Raw genomic sequence first — 14,708 nt, forward strand, 5'->3', positions numbered from 1 at the left:
GCCCCGAGGGGCCCGGCCAGCCCTAGAAGAGATTGCCGACGCCCCGCCCCACCCCGTCGGCGCGTCCCGCACCGTCGGCGCGCCCGCGCCGACGTCCACGCGCCGACGCCGCGCGGGACCGCCGCGGGCGGGGTGCGCGGCGTCGTCAATTGAGCGCTCTAACCAGGGCCGTCGGCCCGGCGCGGGGCCGGTGGCGTAGAATGGTGGCCCTGTCGGCCGGGCCCGTCCCGGCCTCTCACATGCCCGCGCCAGTTCCAGGAGGATCCGTGCCGCCCAAGGTCACCGAGAACCGTCCCAGCCCCGAGTCGCTGCACAAGGTCGAGGAGGAGACCGCCGCCTCCGCCCGCGGCGTCGTCGCCAGCTACGCCGAGGACGTCGTCGACGGGGTGACCCTGATGTGCATGCTCGGCGTCGAGCCCGAGGGCCTGGACTACCACAAGTTCGCCGAGGCCCACGGCCTGCCCGACCCGGCCGAGGAGGACAAGGGCAAGAAGTCCACCAAGAAGTCGTCGAAGAAGTCGACCAAGAAGTCCACCAAGAAGTCGTCGAAGAAGTCCACGAAGAAGACGACCAAGAAGTCGACGAAGAAGATGACGAAGAAGATGACGAAGAAGTCCACCAAGAAGTCCTAGGCGGTCCGCCCAGCATGGACAGCGCCGCCAACGACGCCCACGCCGGCTCCGGGCAGGAGGCCGGCTCCTTCGTCGTCGTGGCCAACCGCCTGCCCGTCGACCTGGGGCGCGCCGCCGACGGCACCCTCGAGGTCAAGCCCTCCCCCGGCGGGCTGGTCGCCGCCCTGTCCCCGGTGCTCGAGCAGCACCGCGGCTGCTGGGTCGGCTGGCCCGGCGTGGTCGGCGAGGTGCCCGAGCCCTTCCGCACGGAGACCGGCGTGCTGCTGCACCCGGTGGCGCTGAGCGAGGACGACTACCACGACTTCTACGAGGGCTTCTCCAACGCCACGCTGTGGCCGCTCTACCATGACCTGATCGCCGCCCCGACCTACGACCGCTCCTGGTGGGCGGCCTACCGCGAGGTCAACCTGCGCTTCGCCGAGGCCGCCGCGGAGGTCACCGCCGAGGGCGCGACGGTGTGGGTGCAGGACTACCAGCTCCAGCTCGTGCCGGGTATCCTGCGCCAGCTGCGCCCCGACGTCACCGTCGGCTTCTTCCTGCACATCCCCTTCCCCTCGCCGGACCTCTTCCGCCAGCTGCCCTGGCGCGAGGAGATCGTGCGCGGGCTGCTCGGCGCCGACCTGATCGGCTTCCACCTGGCCGGCTGCGCGCGCAACTTCCTCGAGCTGACCCGCCAAGTCGCCGGGCGCGCGGGCTCCCACACCGGCCTGCCGGACACCCTCGAGGTCTCGGGCACCCCCTCGGTGCGCGAGGTCACCGCCCACGTCACCGCGCCGGACGGGCGCCGCGTCGGGGTGGGCGCCTTCCCCATCTCGATCGACCTGGACTCCATCGCGCACCCGGACCCGGCCGAGGTCGCGGCCCTGCGCGCCGACCTGGGGCATCCGGACCTGCTGATGCTGGGCGTGGACCGCCTCGACTACACCAAGGGCATCCTGCAGCGCCTGCGCGCCGTCGAGGAGCTCCTCGAGTCCGGCGCGATGCCGCAGACCCGCTTCACCGTGCTGCAGGTGGCCACGCCCTCGCGCGAGCGCATCGAGCACTACCGCCAGGCGCGCTCCGAGGTCGAGGAGGCCGTCGGCCGCATCAACGGCCGCTTCGGCGAGCCCGGGCGCCCCGTGGTGGAGTACCTGCACCGCTCGGTGCCCAAGGCCAGGCTCGCGGTCTTCTACGCCGCCGCGGACATCATGCTGGTCACCCCGTTCAAGGACGGGATGAACCTGGTGGCCAAAGAGTACGTCGCCGCGCACCCGGACGGCTCGGGCGCGCTGGTGCTCAGCGAGTTCGCCGGCGCGGCCGAGGAGCTCGCCGAGGCGAACGTGTGCAACCCCTTCGACCTGGACTCGATCAAGCGCGCCATCCACCAGGCCGCCGCGGACCTGGCGTACCGTCCCGGGGAGGCCCGCGCGCGGATGCTCGCCATGCACCGCCAGGTCAGCGAGCACGACGTCGACCTGTGGGCGCGGTCCTTCCTGCACTGTCTGGAGGAGAGGCGATGACCTTCCGCTTTCCGACGTCGCGCCCGGGTGCGCGGGGCGGTTCCCGCACGGTTACGGGTGGAGCCCGCGCCGCCGGCGCGCTGGGCGCCGCGCTCGCCGTGGGCCTGCTGACCGCCTGCGCGCAGGAACCCCTGATAGGCGAGACGACCTGGCAGGTCACCGCGATCTACACCGAGCCCGGTGCCACCGCCGCCGTGCCGGGGCCGGCCGCGGGCCTGGCCCAGCTGGCCTTCGGCACCTCGACGGTCAGCGGCTCCACGGGCTGCGTGCCGCTGCAGGCCGAGACCGCCTACACCGACGCCACCGGCGAGCGGCGCGACCCGGAGGACGCCGAGCGCATCACGTTCTCGCGCGTGACCGTCGACGACGCCCCCGAGGACTGCGTGGGCGGGGCGCGCCACGTCCACGACGAGCTGGTCGCCCTGCTCGACGGCCCCTTCGAGGTCTCCCACCCCGGCGACTCCGAGATGGTGCTCACCCAGGTCTCCGACGCGATCGACGCGCCGGCGATCCGGCTCGTCGCCGGCTGACGGCCCGCCTGAGACCGGGCTCCACTTCCGCGCGCGGCGCGGGGTGCGCCACAGGCGGGGCCGACCGCTGGGTCCGCGGGGTGCGCTGCCGATAGCATGAGCGCCATGAACCACGACCAGGCTTCCACGCCCACCTCGTCAAAGCCCGCCCCCACCGTCGCCGAGCTCGCGGCCGTCGACCGCCTGCTGGTGGTCTGCGACTTCGACGGCACGCTGGCCTGGCACAGCTCGGACCGCCTCAACGTCCCGGTCGACGAGGACGCCATCGAGGCGCTGCGTCGCCTGTCGCTGATGCCGGACACCGACGTGGTGATCCTCTCCGGGCGCATGATGGCCGAGCTGTCGAAGATCGTGCCGCTGGATCCCCCGGTGCGCAAGGTCGGCTCCCACGGCGCCGAGCCGGAGGGCTCGGAGAACCTGCTGAGCGACGAGCAGCAGGCCGCCCTCGACGCGATCACCGAGCAGCTCGAGGCGCTGTGCGAGGGCAACCCCTGCTTCGTGGAGTTCAAGCCCTTCCAGCGCGGCCTGCACTACCGCCCGGTCGCCGGCACCCCGATGGCCGAGCAGATGCGCCAGGCGGCGCTGGCCATCGACCCCCACGGCGCGCACATCACCGACGGCCGCATGATCGTCGAGTTCTCCGTCTCGGATGCGACGAAGGGCACCTGGATCGCCGCCGAGCGCGAGCGCCTCAACCCCGATGCGACCGTCTTCCTCGGCGACGACACCACCGACGAGCGCGGCTTCGCGGTACTCGGCGACAACGACCTGGGCGTCAAGGTCGGCGAGGGCGAGACGAAGGCGGGGGCCCGCGTGGCGGACATCCCCGGCGTGGCCGCGTGGCTCACCGAGCTTGCCGACGCCCGCGCGGCGCGCGGCTAGGCGGTTCCCTTCCGCGGGGCGGCGACCGTCGTCCCGGGGGCGAAGGTCGTCTCGAGTACGACGCGTTCGTGTTCGCGGGCGCGGTCGGCCAGGCGAGCGTCGACGGCGTCGGCGAGCAGGCGCGCGGCCACCCGCCCCTTCTCCACGTTGGGCTGAACCACGGTGGTCAGGCCCGTCTCCAGGGCGCGGGCGACACCGTCGAAGCCGGTGACCGAGAGCTCGCCGGGCACGTCGATGCCGTGGTCGCGGGCGTAGGCGAGCACGCCGAAGGCCATCGAGTCGGTGGTGCAGGCCACGGCGGTGATCTCGGGGTGGGCCTCGAGCAGCTCGCGGGCGGCGTCGTAGGCGTTGCGGGGGTCGTTGATGTGCCGGGTGACCACGGGCACGGTGGCCGGGTCGACGCCGGCGGCGGCCAGCTCGTCGAGCACGCCGCGGATGCGGTCGCGCTGGATGTGCAGGGCGGCCCGGTCCAGCTCGTCGAGCCCGACCGCGCCCGAGGTCGGCTCGGCGAGCAGGCGGATGGCCAGCACGCCGACGCGGCGGTGCCCGGCGGCGACCAGGGCGCGGGCGGCCGGGGCGATGGCCGCGCGGTCGTCGATGCCGACGAAGTCCGCGCCGGCCACGTCCCCGGGCTGGCCGCAGACGACCACGGGCAGGCCGCGGCCCTGGGCGGCGGAGAGGTAGGGGTCGCCCTCGGCGACGGAGTAGACGAGGAAGCCGTCGACCACGGCGGCGGCCACCGGGGAGGTCGGCGAGGTCGCGTCGGGGCCGACGGGGATGAGGGTCAGCGAGGTCTGCGTACCGGCGGTGGCCTCGGCCACACCGGCGAGGAAGTCCACGGAGGCGCGGTCCTCGAAGGCGTAGGTGAGGTCCTCGGTGAGCACCACCCCGATCGCGCCGGTGCGCCTCGTGCGCAGAGAGCGGGCGGCCGGGTCGGGGCCCTGGTAGCCGCGGGCGACGGCGGCGGCGAGGATGCGTTCGCGCAGCTCGGCGGAGAGTTCCTCGGGGTGGTTGTAGGCGTTGGAGACCGTCGTGCGCGAGACCCCGAGGTCGGCGGCCAGGGAGGCCAGGGTGGGGTGACGCTGCGATCGGCGGGGCATGGCACCAGAGCCTACGCGCACCCGAGATATGCGTCGGGACGCTTTTTCAATACGTTTTCATGTTGACACCCGTTTTCATTAGTGGTTGCTTGGGGGTCATGCGAAAGACTTTCTCCCCGAAGCCGGCCACCCGCCGCGGTGGCCTGATCCGCACGGCCGCCGCCGTCGGCGCGGCCGTGACCCTGACCGCCGGGCTGGCGGCGTGCTCCTCGGACTCCGCCGGGGGCCCGAACGCCGGCGGTGACACCGACAACCCGGACGCCGAGATCAAGATCGTCGCCTCGACCTCCGTGTGGGGCGACGTGGCACGTGCGGTCACCGACGACGAGCGCGTGGCCGTCACCCCGGTGATCACCGGCGACGACGTCGACCCGCACCACTTCGAGCCGACCGCCGCCGACATGGCGCGCGCCGGGGAGGCCGACATCGTCGTCGTCGGCGGTGGCGGCTACGACGCCTGGCTCTACGAGCCGCTCGCCGAGAAGGGCGAGGGCGCGCCGCTGATCGTCCACGCCCTGGACCTGGCCGGTCACCACCACCACGACCACGGCGAGGGCGAGGCCGAGGGCCACGACCACGAGCACGAGCACAACCACGGCCACGCGGACGCCGAGGGCGACGCCTCCGACCGCGACGCCGAGGGCCACGTCGACGCCGAGGCCAACGAGCACGTCTGGTACGACCCGGAGTCCGTCGCCGAGGTCGCCGAGGACGTCGCCGAGGCGATCCACGAGATCGACCCGGACGTCGAGACGCACGCCGAGAAGGTCGAGGAGCGCCTCGACGGCCTACACGAGAAGCTGCACGGCATGCCGGCCGTCCGCGTCGCACAGACCGAGCCGATCGCCGACCACCTGCTCGCCCACTCGGACGTCAAGGAGGTGACCCCGGAGGGCTTCCGCCGCACCACGCTCAACGAGGGTGAGCCATCGGCCGCCGACGCCGCCGCCTTCCTCGACGCCGTCGAGAACGATCAGATCGACCTGCTGGTCTACAACCCGCAGACCGCCACGGACCTGACCGACCGCCTGCGCGACACCGCGGAGAAGAAGGGGATCACGATCGTCGAGATCCCGGAGACCCCGCCGAGCGACAAGAACTTCCTCGACTTCTTCACCGAGACCGTCGACAATCTCACACAGGCCGCGGACAGTTCCGAAGCTGCTAAATTGGCAGCCAGGTAATAGACTCGTCAGGTGCTCTCTTTTCTCGACGGTCAGGTACTTCTGACTCTTTTCATAGTCATCGCCGCGGGCGCGGCCTTCGGCGCGATCCCCTTCGGTCCCCTGCGTTTCGGCGCGGCCGGCTCCCTGTTCATCGGCCTGGCGGTCGGCGCCTTCGTCGACCTGCCGGAGGAGTCCCTGACCATCTTCCAGGACCTCGGGCTGGGCATGTTCGTCTACATGGTCGGCCTCGAGGCCGGTGAGACGTTCTTCAAGAACTTCCGCGAACAGCTCCTGCCCATGGGCGCGGCGATCCTCTCGGTCACCGCCGCCGCGGCCGCGTCCATCTTCGGCGCCCAGCTTCTGGGCATCACCCGCGAGGTCGCACTCGGTGTCTTCTCGGGTTCGCTGACCTCGACCCCGTCGCTGGCCCTGGCCACCGACCAGACCGGCTCCGAGGCGCCGGCCGTGGGTTACTCGTTGGGCTACCCCACCGGCGTGGCCCTGGCCATCCTCGTCGTCGCCTTCACCATCAACCGGGAGTGGAAGGCCCGCAACGACCAGATCGACCCGGACGAGAAGAAGATCCGCATGGCGCGGATCAAGGTCACCCAGAACGTCGCCGAGGCCGACATCGAGGCCCTCGAGGAGGAGTGGGGCGACCAGTTCCAGGCCGCGACCATCATCCGCGACGGTCACCGCAGCGTGCTCACCGAGTTCACGGACGTGCGGCAGGGCGACACCATCGCCGTGCTGGGCACCAAGGCGGCCCTGCCGGCAGTCATCCGGACCCTCGGCAAGCGCGTCGGCCAGCTGTCGATGCGCCGCGACAACCACCTGACCATCCAGAGCTTCCGCGTGTCCAACCAGGAAATCGCCGGCAAGTCCGTCGGCGACCTGCCCTTCCTGGCCTCCCGCAACGCGCAGGTCATCCGCCTGCGCCGCGGCGACGAGGTCATGCTCGCCCACGACGAGATCTACCTCGAGTACGGCGACATCGCCGAGGTCGTCATGCCGACCACGCGCACCGAGCAGGTCCGCCAGTACTTCGGCGACTCCGTGCAGGCCTTCTCCGAGCTCGACTGGATCGCCGCCGCCGGCGGCCTGGCCCTCGGCTTCCTGCTGGCCCTGCTGGAGATCCCGCTGCCCGGCGGCTCCTCCTTCGCCCTGGGTGCGGCGGCCGGCCCGCTGATCATCGGCATCATCCTCGGCGCCGTGCAGCGCACCGGGCGCACCGCCTGGCAGCTGCCGCGCACCGCGAACTACACCCTGCGCCAGCTGGGCCTGATGATGTTCCTCGCGGCAGTGGGCACCGCCTCCGGCCCCGCCTTCGTCAACACCGCCTTCACCCTCCAGGGCCTGGTCACCATCGGCCTGGCCGCCCTGACCGCGCTCGTCGGCTGCGGCGTCTACCTCGCCGTCAGCTGGGCCGCGGGCCAGTCGGCCACGCGCGCCAACGGCGGCCTGGCCGGCGTGCTCGGCCAGCCGGCCGTCCTCCAGTACGCCCTGGAGAACGAGAGCGACTCGCGCATCATGTCCGGCTACACCGCGACCTTCGCCCTGGCGCTGATATACAAGATCCTCGTCATCCCCGTCATGGTCATCGTCTGACCCGGACTCACCCCGACCGGAAAGCCGTATGCTCGCAACCCTCACCGACGCCGCCGTCGACCCGCTCTGGTCCGGCCTGGACCTGGAGATCGACCACGGTCAGTTCCTCACTGTCCTGGGCCCCAACGGGGTGGGCAAGTCGACGCTGCTCGGGGTGTTCACCGGCATCCGCCGGCTCACCGGCGGCACCGCGCGCGTGAACGCCCGCGTCGGGCTGATCCCGCAGCAGCGCATGTTCCCCGCGGGCCTGCCGCTGCGCGCCGGCGACCTGGTCTCCCTCTCCCTGGCCCACGGCGTCTTCCGCCGCCGCCGGGCCGGCCGTGCCCAGGTGGCCGAGCTGCTGCGCCGCGTCGGCGGCGAGGGCCTGGCCGGGCACCGGGTGGGCACGCTCTCCGGCGGCCAGCAGCAGCTGGTGCGCCAGGCGCAGGCGCTCGCGGACGATCCGGAGCTCCTGCTCGCCGACGAGCCGCTGCTCTCCCTCGACCCCGCCGCCGCCCAGCGCACCGTGGCGATGCTGCGCGCGCACTGCGACGCCGGCGGCGCGGTCGTCTGCGTCACCCACGACATCAACCCCGTCCTCGAGGCCACCGACCGGGTGCTCTACCTGACCCCCGGCGGGCACGTCTCCGGCACCGTCGCCGAGGTGATGGACCCGAAGGTCCTCTCCCGCCTCTACGACACCCGCGTCGACGTCGTCGAGGTCGACGGCCGCCTGGTGGTGGTCTAGGTGGGCCTCAGCCAGTTCCTCGCCGACACCGGCTACCTCCTCCAGGTCGACTTCGTGCGCCAGGCGCTTCTCGCCTCCGCGCTGCTGGGCCTGGTCTCCGGGGCGATCACCCCGCTGATCGTGCTGCGCAAGATGTCGTTCTCCGTGCACGCGACCAGCGAGCTGGCACTGATGGGCGCCTCGGCCGCGCTGCTGGCCGGCGTCGGCGTCGGCTTCGGCGCGGTCGCCGGCGCGGTGGCGGCCGCCGTCGTCCTCGCGCTGCTGGGCATGCGCGGCCAGCAGGACAGCGCCATCGGCGTGGTCATGAGCTTCGGCCTGGGCCTGTCGGTGCTGTTCATCCACCTCTACCCCGGCAACTCGCGCACCGCCTTCGCCCTTCTGACCGGCCAGATCGTCGGCGTGTCCGGGGCGAGCGTACGCGCGCTGGCCGCGGTGACCGTCGTGGTGTTCGTGCTGCTCGTGGTCTTCTGGCGCCCCATCCTCTTCGCCTCCGCCGACCCGGCGATGGCCCAGGCCGCGGGCCTCCCGGTGCGCCTGATCGCCGTCGGCTTCGCCGTGCTCGTCGGCCTGACCGCCGCGCAGTCGGTCCAGATCGTCGGCGCCCTGCTCGTCATGGCGCTGTTGATCACCCCGGGCGCGGCCGCCGTGCAGGTCACCGCCTCGCCGGTGCGCGCGGTGGTGCTCGCCGTCGTCTTCGCGGAGGTCTCCGCCGTCGGCGGCCTGGTCCTCTCCCTGGCCCCGGGCCTGCCCGTGAGCGTCTTCGTGACCTCGATCAGCTTCGCGATCTACCTCGTCTGCCGGCTCATCGGCTGGTGGCGCTCGCGCGGCGTACAGCGCGACGAGGCCGCCGTGGCCCGGCGCAGCACGGGCCCGATTGACCACGTCGCGCCCGGCGCCGTCGGCACCGACCCCGCCGTCCCGGGTGGCTCGGCCACCCCTGCCCACCACACCGGGGACTAGCGGCACCGTGCGCGCGCTGCTGAGGGCGGTGCTCGTGGCGTCCGCCGGCTGGCTCGCCGTCGCCGACCCGGCCGCGCTCGGGGAAGCGGCGGCGCGACTGGCCCCGGTCCTCGGCTTCGTCGCCGCCATCTCGGTGGTGGTCAACCTCTCTTCCCGCACCGGGGCCTTCGACACGGTGGTCGCCGCGCTCGGCAGGCTGCCCGGGATGTCCGGACGACTGGGCGCCTGGGCGCTGGTGACGGGGCTGGCAGCCGTCTCGACTGCCTTCTTCTCCCTGGACACCACCGTCATCCTGCTCACCCCCGTGGCCGTCGGGCTGGCCCGGGCGCGCGGCCTCGAGGTCCTCGCCCTGGCCCTGCCGGTGATCTGGACGGCCAACATCGCCTCGATGTGGCTGCCGGTGAGCAACCTGACCAACCTGCTCGCCGACGCCGCCGGACGCTTCGATACGGCCGGCGGCTTCACCGCGGCCGCCTGGCCGGTCTCCGGTGTCACCTTCTTCGTCGCACTCGCCGCCTCGGCCGTGGCGCTCGTCGTCTACCGGCGCTCCCCGGTGCCTGCGCCGGCCGCAACGGAACCGGGAGGGGTGGGGCGCGACGTCGGCAATTCAGGGACGCACCCGCTGCACGCGCTGAGCCTCGTGGTGCTCGCCTGCACGCTGCCTCTTTTGGCCACGCCGGTGCCCTACTGGCTGACGGCCGCGGGCGCCGCCGTCGTGCTCGCGGCGTGCTTCGCCGTCACAGAGCCCGGCGCGCTGCGGATGAACCTGGTGCCGTGGGGCGCGCTGCTCGTCGCGGCCGCGCTGTCGGTGGCCGCCGCGGCGGTGCACGCCTCGGGGATCAGCGCCGGCCTGGTCGCCGCCCCGGGCGGGCTCGGGGTGCCGGGCACGGCCGCCGCCGGCGCGGTGGCGGCGAACCTGGTCAACAACATCCCGGCCTACCTGGCCCTCGAGCCGGCCGCCGCGGCGGGGCCGGAGACGCTCGCGCTGCTCGTCGGGGTCAACGTCGGCCCGCTGGTCACCCCGTGGGCCTCGCTGGCCACGCTCTTGTGGTTCGACCAGCTGGCCCGCCGCGGCGAGCCCGTGCCCTGGCGGGCGTTCGTCCTGCCCGGCCTCGTGCTCGCGCCAGTGGCCGTGACGCTGTGCGCCCTGGCCGTGTGAGCCCGGCGTAGACTGCCTTGCCATGAGTTCCGCCGAATACTCCGTCGAGACCATGAACCTGACCCACGACGGGCTCGACCGCCGAGCCCGCGTCATCGTCCCCGAGCCCCTCGGTGATAACCCGGGGCTGCTGGTCTTCTTCCACGGCTCGCGCCAGTCCGGCAACGTGATGCGCAACTTCACCGCGAACACCTTCGACGAGCTGGCCTGCCGCCTCGGCTGCGTGCTCGCCTACCCCGACGGGGTGGGCCGCCACTTCAACGACGCCCGCCGCGCCCTGCCCGAGCAGGCCCGCCGCGACAATATCGACGACGTCGGCTTCACCCGCGCGCTGATCGACCAGCTGGCCGGGAGCCACGGCATCGACCGCGGCAACGTGACCGGCCTGGGCTACTCCAACGGCGGGCAGATGGTCATGCGCCTGCTGCGCGACGCCCCGGGGCTGCTGCACGCGGCCGTCGTCTTCGCGGCGACCTGGCCCGCGCCCGGCCACGAGCTGCCCGGCGTGGAGCTGCCCGGCGACCTGCTCTCCGAGGCCGTCGCTGCCGGGGAGACCGAGGGCGCACGCCCGGTCGAGGCGCCCGAGTGGGTGCCCACCCCGTGCCAGTTCATGCACGGCACGGCCGACCCGATGGCCGGCTACCAGGGCGGTGCCGTGGGCATCGATGAGCGCAGCTACCGCGGCCACGCGCTGTCCGCGCCGGAGTCGGCCGCCAAGTTCGCGGGCCTCAACGGCGTCGGCGGGGACCCGGAGCTGAGCGAACCGGTGCCCGGCGTGGAGGTCGAGCGCTGGGGTGGCGCGCCCGGCGACGCGGAGCACGCCGTGACCGAGCTGTGGACCCTGCTCGACGCCGGCCACGTCATCCCCTCCGGCACCGAGACCGCCGAGATGCTGGGGCCCGACTGCGACGCGGTCATCGCCGCCGACGTCGTCGGCGACTTCCTCGAGCGGCTGGGCTGAGCCCGGCCTCGCTGAGTCCCGGGCGGCGGGGCCCGGCTTCGCTGAGTCCCGGGCGGCGGGGCCCGGCCCCGCCGCCCCGGCCTACCTGTCGCGCGCGGCGACGCGGCGCTGGCGGGCGAACTCGCTGAGCACCACGCCGGCGGCCACCGACGCGTTGAGCGACTCGACCCACGCGGCCATCGGGATGCTCATCAGCACGTCGCAGTGCTCACGCACCAGCCGCGAGATGCCCTTGCCCTCCGAGCCGACGACGATGACCACCGGGTCGGTGCCGCCGTCGTAGGTGTCGAGGGTGTGCTCGCCGCCGGCCTCCAGGCCGACGACCTGGTAGCCGTTCCTCTTGAACTCCTCGACCGTGCGCGTCAGGTTGGTCGCCCGGGCCACCGGCACGCGCGCGGCGGTGCCCGCCGAGGTGCGCCAGGCCACGCCGGTCACCGAGGCGGAGCGGCGCTCCGGGATGACCACGCCGTGGCCGCCGAAGGCCGCCACCGAGCGGATGACCGCACCGAGATTACGCGGGTCGGTGATGTTGTCGAGCACGACGATCATGCCCGGCTCCTCGAGGTCGGCGACCCGGCCGATCAGGTCGTGGACGTCGACGTAGCGGTAGGGCTGGATCTGCAGGCCGATGCCCTGGTGCAGGCCGTTGCCGGTCATGCGGTCGAGCTGGTGGCGCTGGACCTCATCGACGGGCAGGTTGCGCGAGTGCGCGATGGCGACGGCCTCGGAGAGGCGGTCGTCGTTGCCCGTGCCGGCGGCGATGATCAGCCGCTCGGCCGGGACCTTGGCGTGCAGGCACTCGACGACGGGGTTGCGGCCGACGACCAGGTCGACCTCACGCTCGTGGCGCCCCGAGTCGCGGCGGGTGCGCTCCTGCTTGCGCTTGTACGCGGCGTGGTAGACGCGGTCCTCCGCCTTCGGCGTCGGGCCCTTGCCCCGCAGGCTGCGACGGCCCCGGCCGCCGGAGCCCTTCGTCGAGCCCTTCTTGTTGCCGCCGTTGCCCTTGACGTGTGGCTTCTTTCCTGCCATCAGGTCCCCTTCACGTGAATCCCCGGTCACGGGAGTCCCTGAGAGGAACCTCAGGCGCCCGCACCGGCCGTTTTCGCGGCGCGCGCGGGCGCCGATCTCCCCGGCAACCCTACCGCCCGCGCAGGTCAGGTAGAAACCGGGCGCGACAGGCTCCGCCCGCCGCACCAGTCAGCCGATCAGCCCAGGGACCACTGCGAGCCGTCGGGGGTGTCGGTGACGGTGACACCGGCGGCCGCCAGGCGGTCGCGCACCGCGTCGGCGGTGGCGAAGTCCTTCTCGGCGCGCGCCTGCGCGCGCCGGTCCAGCTCGGCGCGCACGAGCGTGTCCAGGGCGACGTGCGCGGTGTCGTCAGTCGAACCGCCCGCGTCCAGCCACTTCTCGGAGAGCGGGTCGACGCCGAGTACGGCGGTCATCGCACGCACCTGGGCGGCGACGGCGGCGGCCTCGTCGACCGAGCCGGCGGCCAGGGCGGTGTTGCCCGCGCGCACGGCCCGGTGGATCTCGGCGAGCGCACGGGGCACGCCGAGGTCGTCGTTCATCGCTTCGGCGAAGGCCGGGGTCCACTCGCCCGGCTCGATCTCACCGGCGGCCTCGACGGCGCGGTGCAGGAAGTCCTCGATGCGCCGGTATCCGGCGGCCGCCTCCGTCAGCGCGGACTCGGAGTACTCCAGCACGCTGCGGTAGTGGGCGCTGCCCAGGTAGTAGCGCAGCTCGACGGGGCGAACCAGGGTCAGGATGTGCGGCACGGAGAGCACGTTGCCCAGCGACTTCGACATCTTCTCGCCGGACATGGTCACCCAGTGGTTGTGCAGCCAGTAGCGGGCGAAGCCGTCGCCGACGGCGTGGGACTGCGCCTGCTCGTTCTCGTGGTGCGGGAACTGCAGGTCCAGCCCGCCGCAGTGGATGTCGAACTCGGAGCCGAGGTACCAGGTGGACATCGCCGAGCACTCCAGGTGCCAGCCGGGGCGCCCCGGGCCCCAGGGGGTGGGCCAGGACGGCTCACCGGGCTTGGCGGCCTTCCACAGCGCGAAGTCGTGAGGGCCGCGTTTGCCGCGCGAGTCCGGCTCGCCCTGCTCCATCTCCTCGACGCGGTTGCCCGAAAGAGAGCCGTAGTCGGAGCCCTCGGCGGCGGTCCAGGCCGCGACGTCGAAGTAGACCGATCCTTCGGCGGCGTAGGCGAAGCCGTTGTCGATCAGCCGCTGCATGTAGTCGACCATCTGGGTGACGTGGCCGGTCGCACGCGGCTCGACGCTCGGCGGCAGCACGCCGAGGGTGTCGTAGGCGCGGGTGAACTCGCGCTCGTAGGTGGACACCCACTCCCACCAGGGCCGGTTGTGCTCGGCGGCCTTGTTGAGGATCTTGTCGTCGATGTCGGTGACGTTGCGCACGAAGGCGACGTCGAGGCCCTGGGCGGAAAGCCAGCGGCGCAGGATGTCGAAAGCCACGCCGCTGCGCACGTGCCCGATGTGGGGCTGCGACTGCGGGGTGGCGCCACACAGGTAGATCGAGGCGTGGCCCTCCCGCAGCGGCTCGAAGGGGCGGGTGGTGCGCGTCGCGGTGTCGTAGAGCCGCAACGTGCCGGTCTCGGGGGTCTCTCGCTGTGCAGTCACGGGCCCAATACTAAGCGACGCGCCCGCCGGGCCCCGGTGTGAGGGCCGACGGACGCGCCGTCAGTGGTTCAGTGCCACGGGATCACTCCGGCTTGTTCGCCTCCGCGAACTCGTAGTACTCCCGGTTGACTAGCCCGGCGGCGGCCTCCTCGTCGACGACGACGGTCGCGTGCGGGTGCCACTGCAGGATCGAGGCCGGGCAGGCCGCCGACAGCGGCCCCTCGACCAGCTTGGCCACGGCGTCGGCCTTGTTGGTGCCGATGGCGATCAGCAGCAGCCGCCCGGCACGCTGGATGGTGCCCAGCCCCTGCGTGAGCACGCGGCGGGGTACCTCCTCGGCCGAGTCGAAGAAGCGGGCGTTGTCCTTGACCGTCTGCGGGTGCAGGATCTTCAGGCGGGTCACGGAGTTCAGCGAGCTGGTCGGCTCGTTGAACCCGATGTGCCCGTTGACGCCCACGCCGAGCAGCTGGCAGTCGATGCCGCCGGCGGCGAGGATCTGCTCCTCGTAGGCGGCGCCGGCCGTGTGCGGGTCCGCCATGCCGTCCGGCACGTGCAGGTGCTCCGGGGCGACCTCCAGCGGGTCGATGAGCTCGTCGCGCAGGGTGCGGTAGTAGCTCTGCGGGTGGTCGTGGTCGAGGCCGACGTACTCGTCCAGGGCGAAGAACTCCACACCCTCGGCGGAGAGCTCGCCGCGGCCGTGCCGGGCGATCAGCTCGTGGTAGGTGGCGATCGGCGTCGAGCCGGTGGCCACGCCGAGGACCCCGCCCGGCCGGATGTAGCCGGCCAGGATGTCCGCGGCGACCTCGGCGACCTCTGCGGCGGTGTGACGGATGACAACTTCCATG

At 72.8% G+C, this 14,708-nt stretch carries 14 protein-coding genes; 10 read left to right on the top strand and 4 right to left on the bottom strand.

Translation table 11 applies throughout. From position 1 onward, the window contains the following. The first annotated feature begins 266 nt into the window (after positions 1-266). The 4 genes from QQA02_RS05595 (at position 267) to otsB (ending at position 3,543) form a co-directional block, all read left to right on the top strand. On the top strand, positions 267-632 hold the full coding sequence (locus QQA02_RS05595; protein ID WP_284774565.1) for a hypothetical protein: 366 nt from the start codon (positions 267-269) through the stop codon (positions 630-632). Between the two features lie 14 nt (positions 633-646). Continuing rightward, positions 647-2,131 carry an alpha,alpha-trehalose-phosphate synthase (UDP-forming) gene (locus QQA02_RS05600; protein WP_284774563.1) on the top strand — a complete coding sequence of 495 codons (1,485 nt, stop codon included), beginning with the start codon at positions 647-649 and terminating at the stop codon, positions 2,129-2,131. Continuing rightward, positions 2,128-2,661 (top strand): hypothetical protein, encoded by a 534-nt coding sequence (locus QQA02_RS05605; protein WP_284774562.1) that lies wholly within the window; start codon positions 2,128-2,130, stop codon positions 2,659-2,661. Before QQA02_RS05600 ends, QQA02_RS05605 begins: the two co-directional genes overlap by 4 nt. Before the next feature lie 105 nt (positions 2,662-2,766). Next, positions 2,767-3,543, top strand: coding sequence for a trehalose-phosphatase (gene otsB, locus QQA02_RS05610; protein WP_284774560.1), 777 nt, complete (start codon positions 2,767-2,769; stop codon positions 3,541-3,543). Here the strand turns inward: otsB and QQA02_RS05615 are convergent. Next, on the bottom strand, positions 3,540-4,643 hold the full coding sequence (locus QQA02_RS05615) for a LacI family DNA-binding transcriptional regulator (protein WP_284774558.1): 1,104 nt from the start codon (positions 4,641-4,643) through the stop codon (positions 3,540-3,542). The genes otsB and QQA02_RS05615 overlap by 4 nt on opposite strands. Positions 4,644-4,741: 98 nt before the next feature. Between QQA02_RS05615 and QQA02_RS05620 the strand changes: the two genes are divergently transcribed. Genes QQA02_RS05620 through QQA02_RS05645 form a run of 6 tightly spaced genes read left to right on the top strand, consistent with a single transcriptional unit; the run spans position 4,742 to position 11,224 of the window. Next, positions 4,742-5,827, top strand: a complete 1,086-nt coding sequence (locus QQA02_RS05620; RefSeq protein ID WP_284774555.1) for a metal ABC transporter solute-binding protein, Zn/Mn family — start codon at positions 4,742-4,744, stop codon at positions 5,825-5,827. A 12-nt stretch (positions 5,828-5,839) separates the two neighbouring features. After that, on the top strand, positions 5,840-7,417 hold the full coding sequence (locus tag QQA02_RS05625; protein ID WP_284774553.1) for an aspartate-alanine antiporter-like transporter: 1,578 nt from the start codon (positions 5,840-5,842) through the stop codon (positions 7,415-7,417). 28 nt (positions 7,418-7,445) lie between these two features. Then, the gene (locus QQA02_RS05630) at positions 7,446-8,144 is read left to right on the top strand and encodes a metal ABC transporter ATP-binding protein (protein ID WP_284774551.1); all 699 of its coding nucleotides are present in this window, start codon (positions 7,446-7,448) and stop codon (positions 8,142-8,144) included. Continuing rightward, positions 8,145-9,104, top strand: a complete 960-nt coding sequence (locus QQA02_RS05635; RefSeq protein WP_284774549.1) for a metal ABC transporter permease — start codon at positions 8,145-8,147, stop codon at positions 9,102-9,104. It begins immediately after the preceding gene. 7 nt (positions 9,105-9,111) lie between these two features. Then, positions 9,112-10,263: an SLC13 family permease gene (locus QQA02_RS05640; protein ID WP_284774547.1), complete on the top strand. Its 1,152-nt coding sequence runs from the start codon at positions 9,112-9,114 to the stop codon at positions 10,261-10,263. Between the two features lie 22 nt (positions 10,264-10,285). Then, positions 10,286-11,224: a CE1 family esterase gene (locus QQA02_RS05645; protein WP_284774545.1), complete on the top strand. Its 939-nt coding sequence runs from the start codon at positions 10,286-10,288 to the stop codon at positions 11,222-11,224. A gap of 81 nt (positions 11,225-11,305) precedes the next feature. Here QQA02_RS05645 and rlmB read toward each other — a convergent pair whose 3' ends face one another. The 3 genes from rlmB to QQA02_RS05660 all read right to left on the bottom strand — a co-directional run bounded on the left by rlmB (position 11,306) and on the right by QQA02_RS05660 (position 14,707). Beyond that, entirely contained in the window at positions 11,306-12,253 is a 948-nt protein-coding gene (rlmB, locus tag QQA02_RS05650) for a 23S rRNA (guanosine(2251)-2'-O)-methyltransferase RlmB (protein WP_284774543.1), read from the bottom strand. A gap of 176 nt (positions 12,254-12,429) precedes the next feature. Continuing rightward, positions 12,430-13,863, bottom strand: coding sequence for a cysteine--tRNA ligase (gene cysS / locus QQA02_RS05655; protein ID WP_284863541.1), 1,434 nt, complete (start codon positions 13,861-13,863; stop codon positions 12,430-12,432). Between the two features lie 82 nt (positions 13,864-13,945). After that, entirely contained in the window at positions 13,946-14,707 is a 762-nt protein-coding gene (locus QQA02_RS05660) for a glucosamine-6-phosphate deaminase (protein WP_284774539.1), read from the bottom strand. Position 14,708: the final 1 nt, after the last annotated feature.

Origin of the sequence: Corynebacterium sp. MSK006 (assembly GCF_030232385.1) — a bacterium.
GTDB classification, from domain to species: domain Bacteria; phylum Actinomycetota; class Actinomycetes; order Mycobacteriales; family Mycobacteriaceae; genus Corynebacterium; species Corynebacterium frankenforstense_A.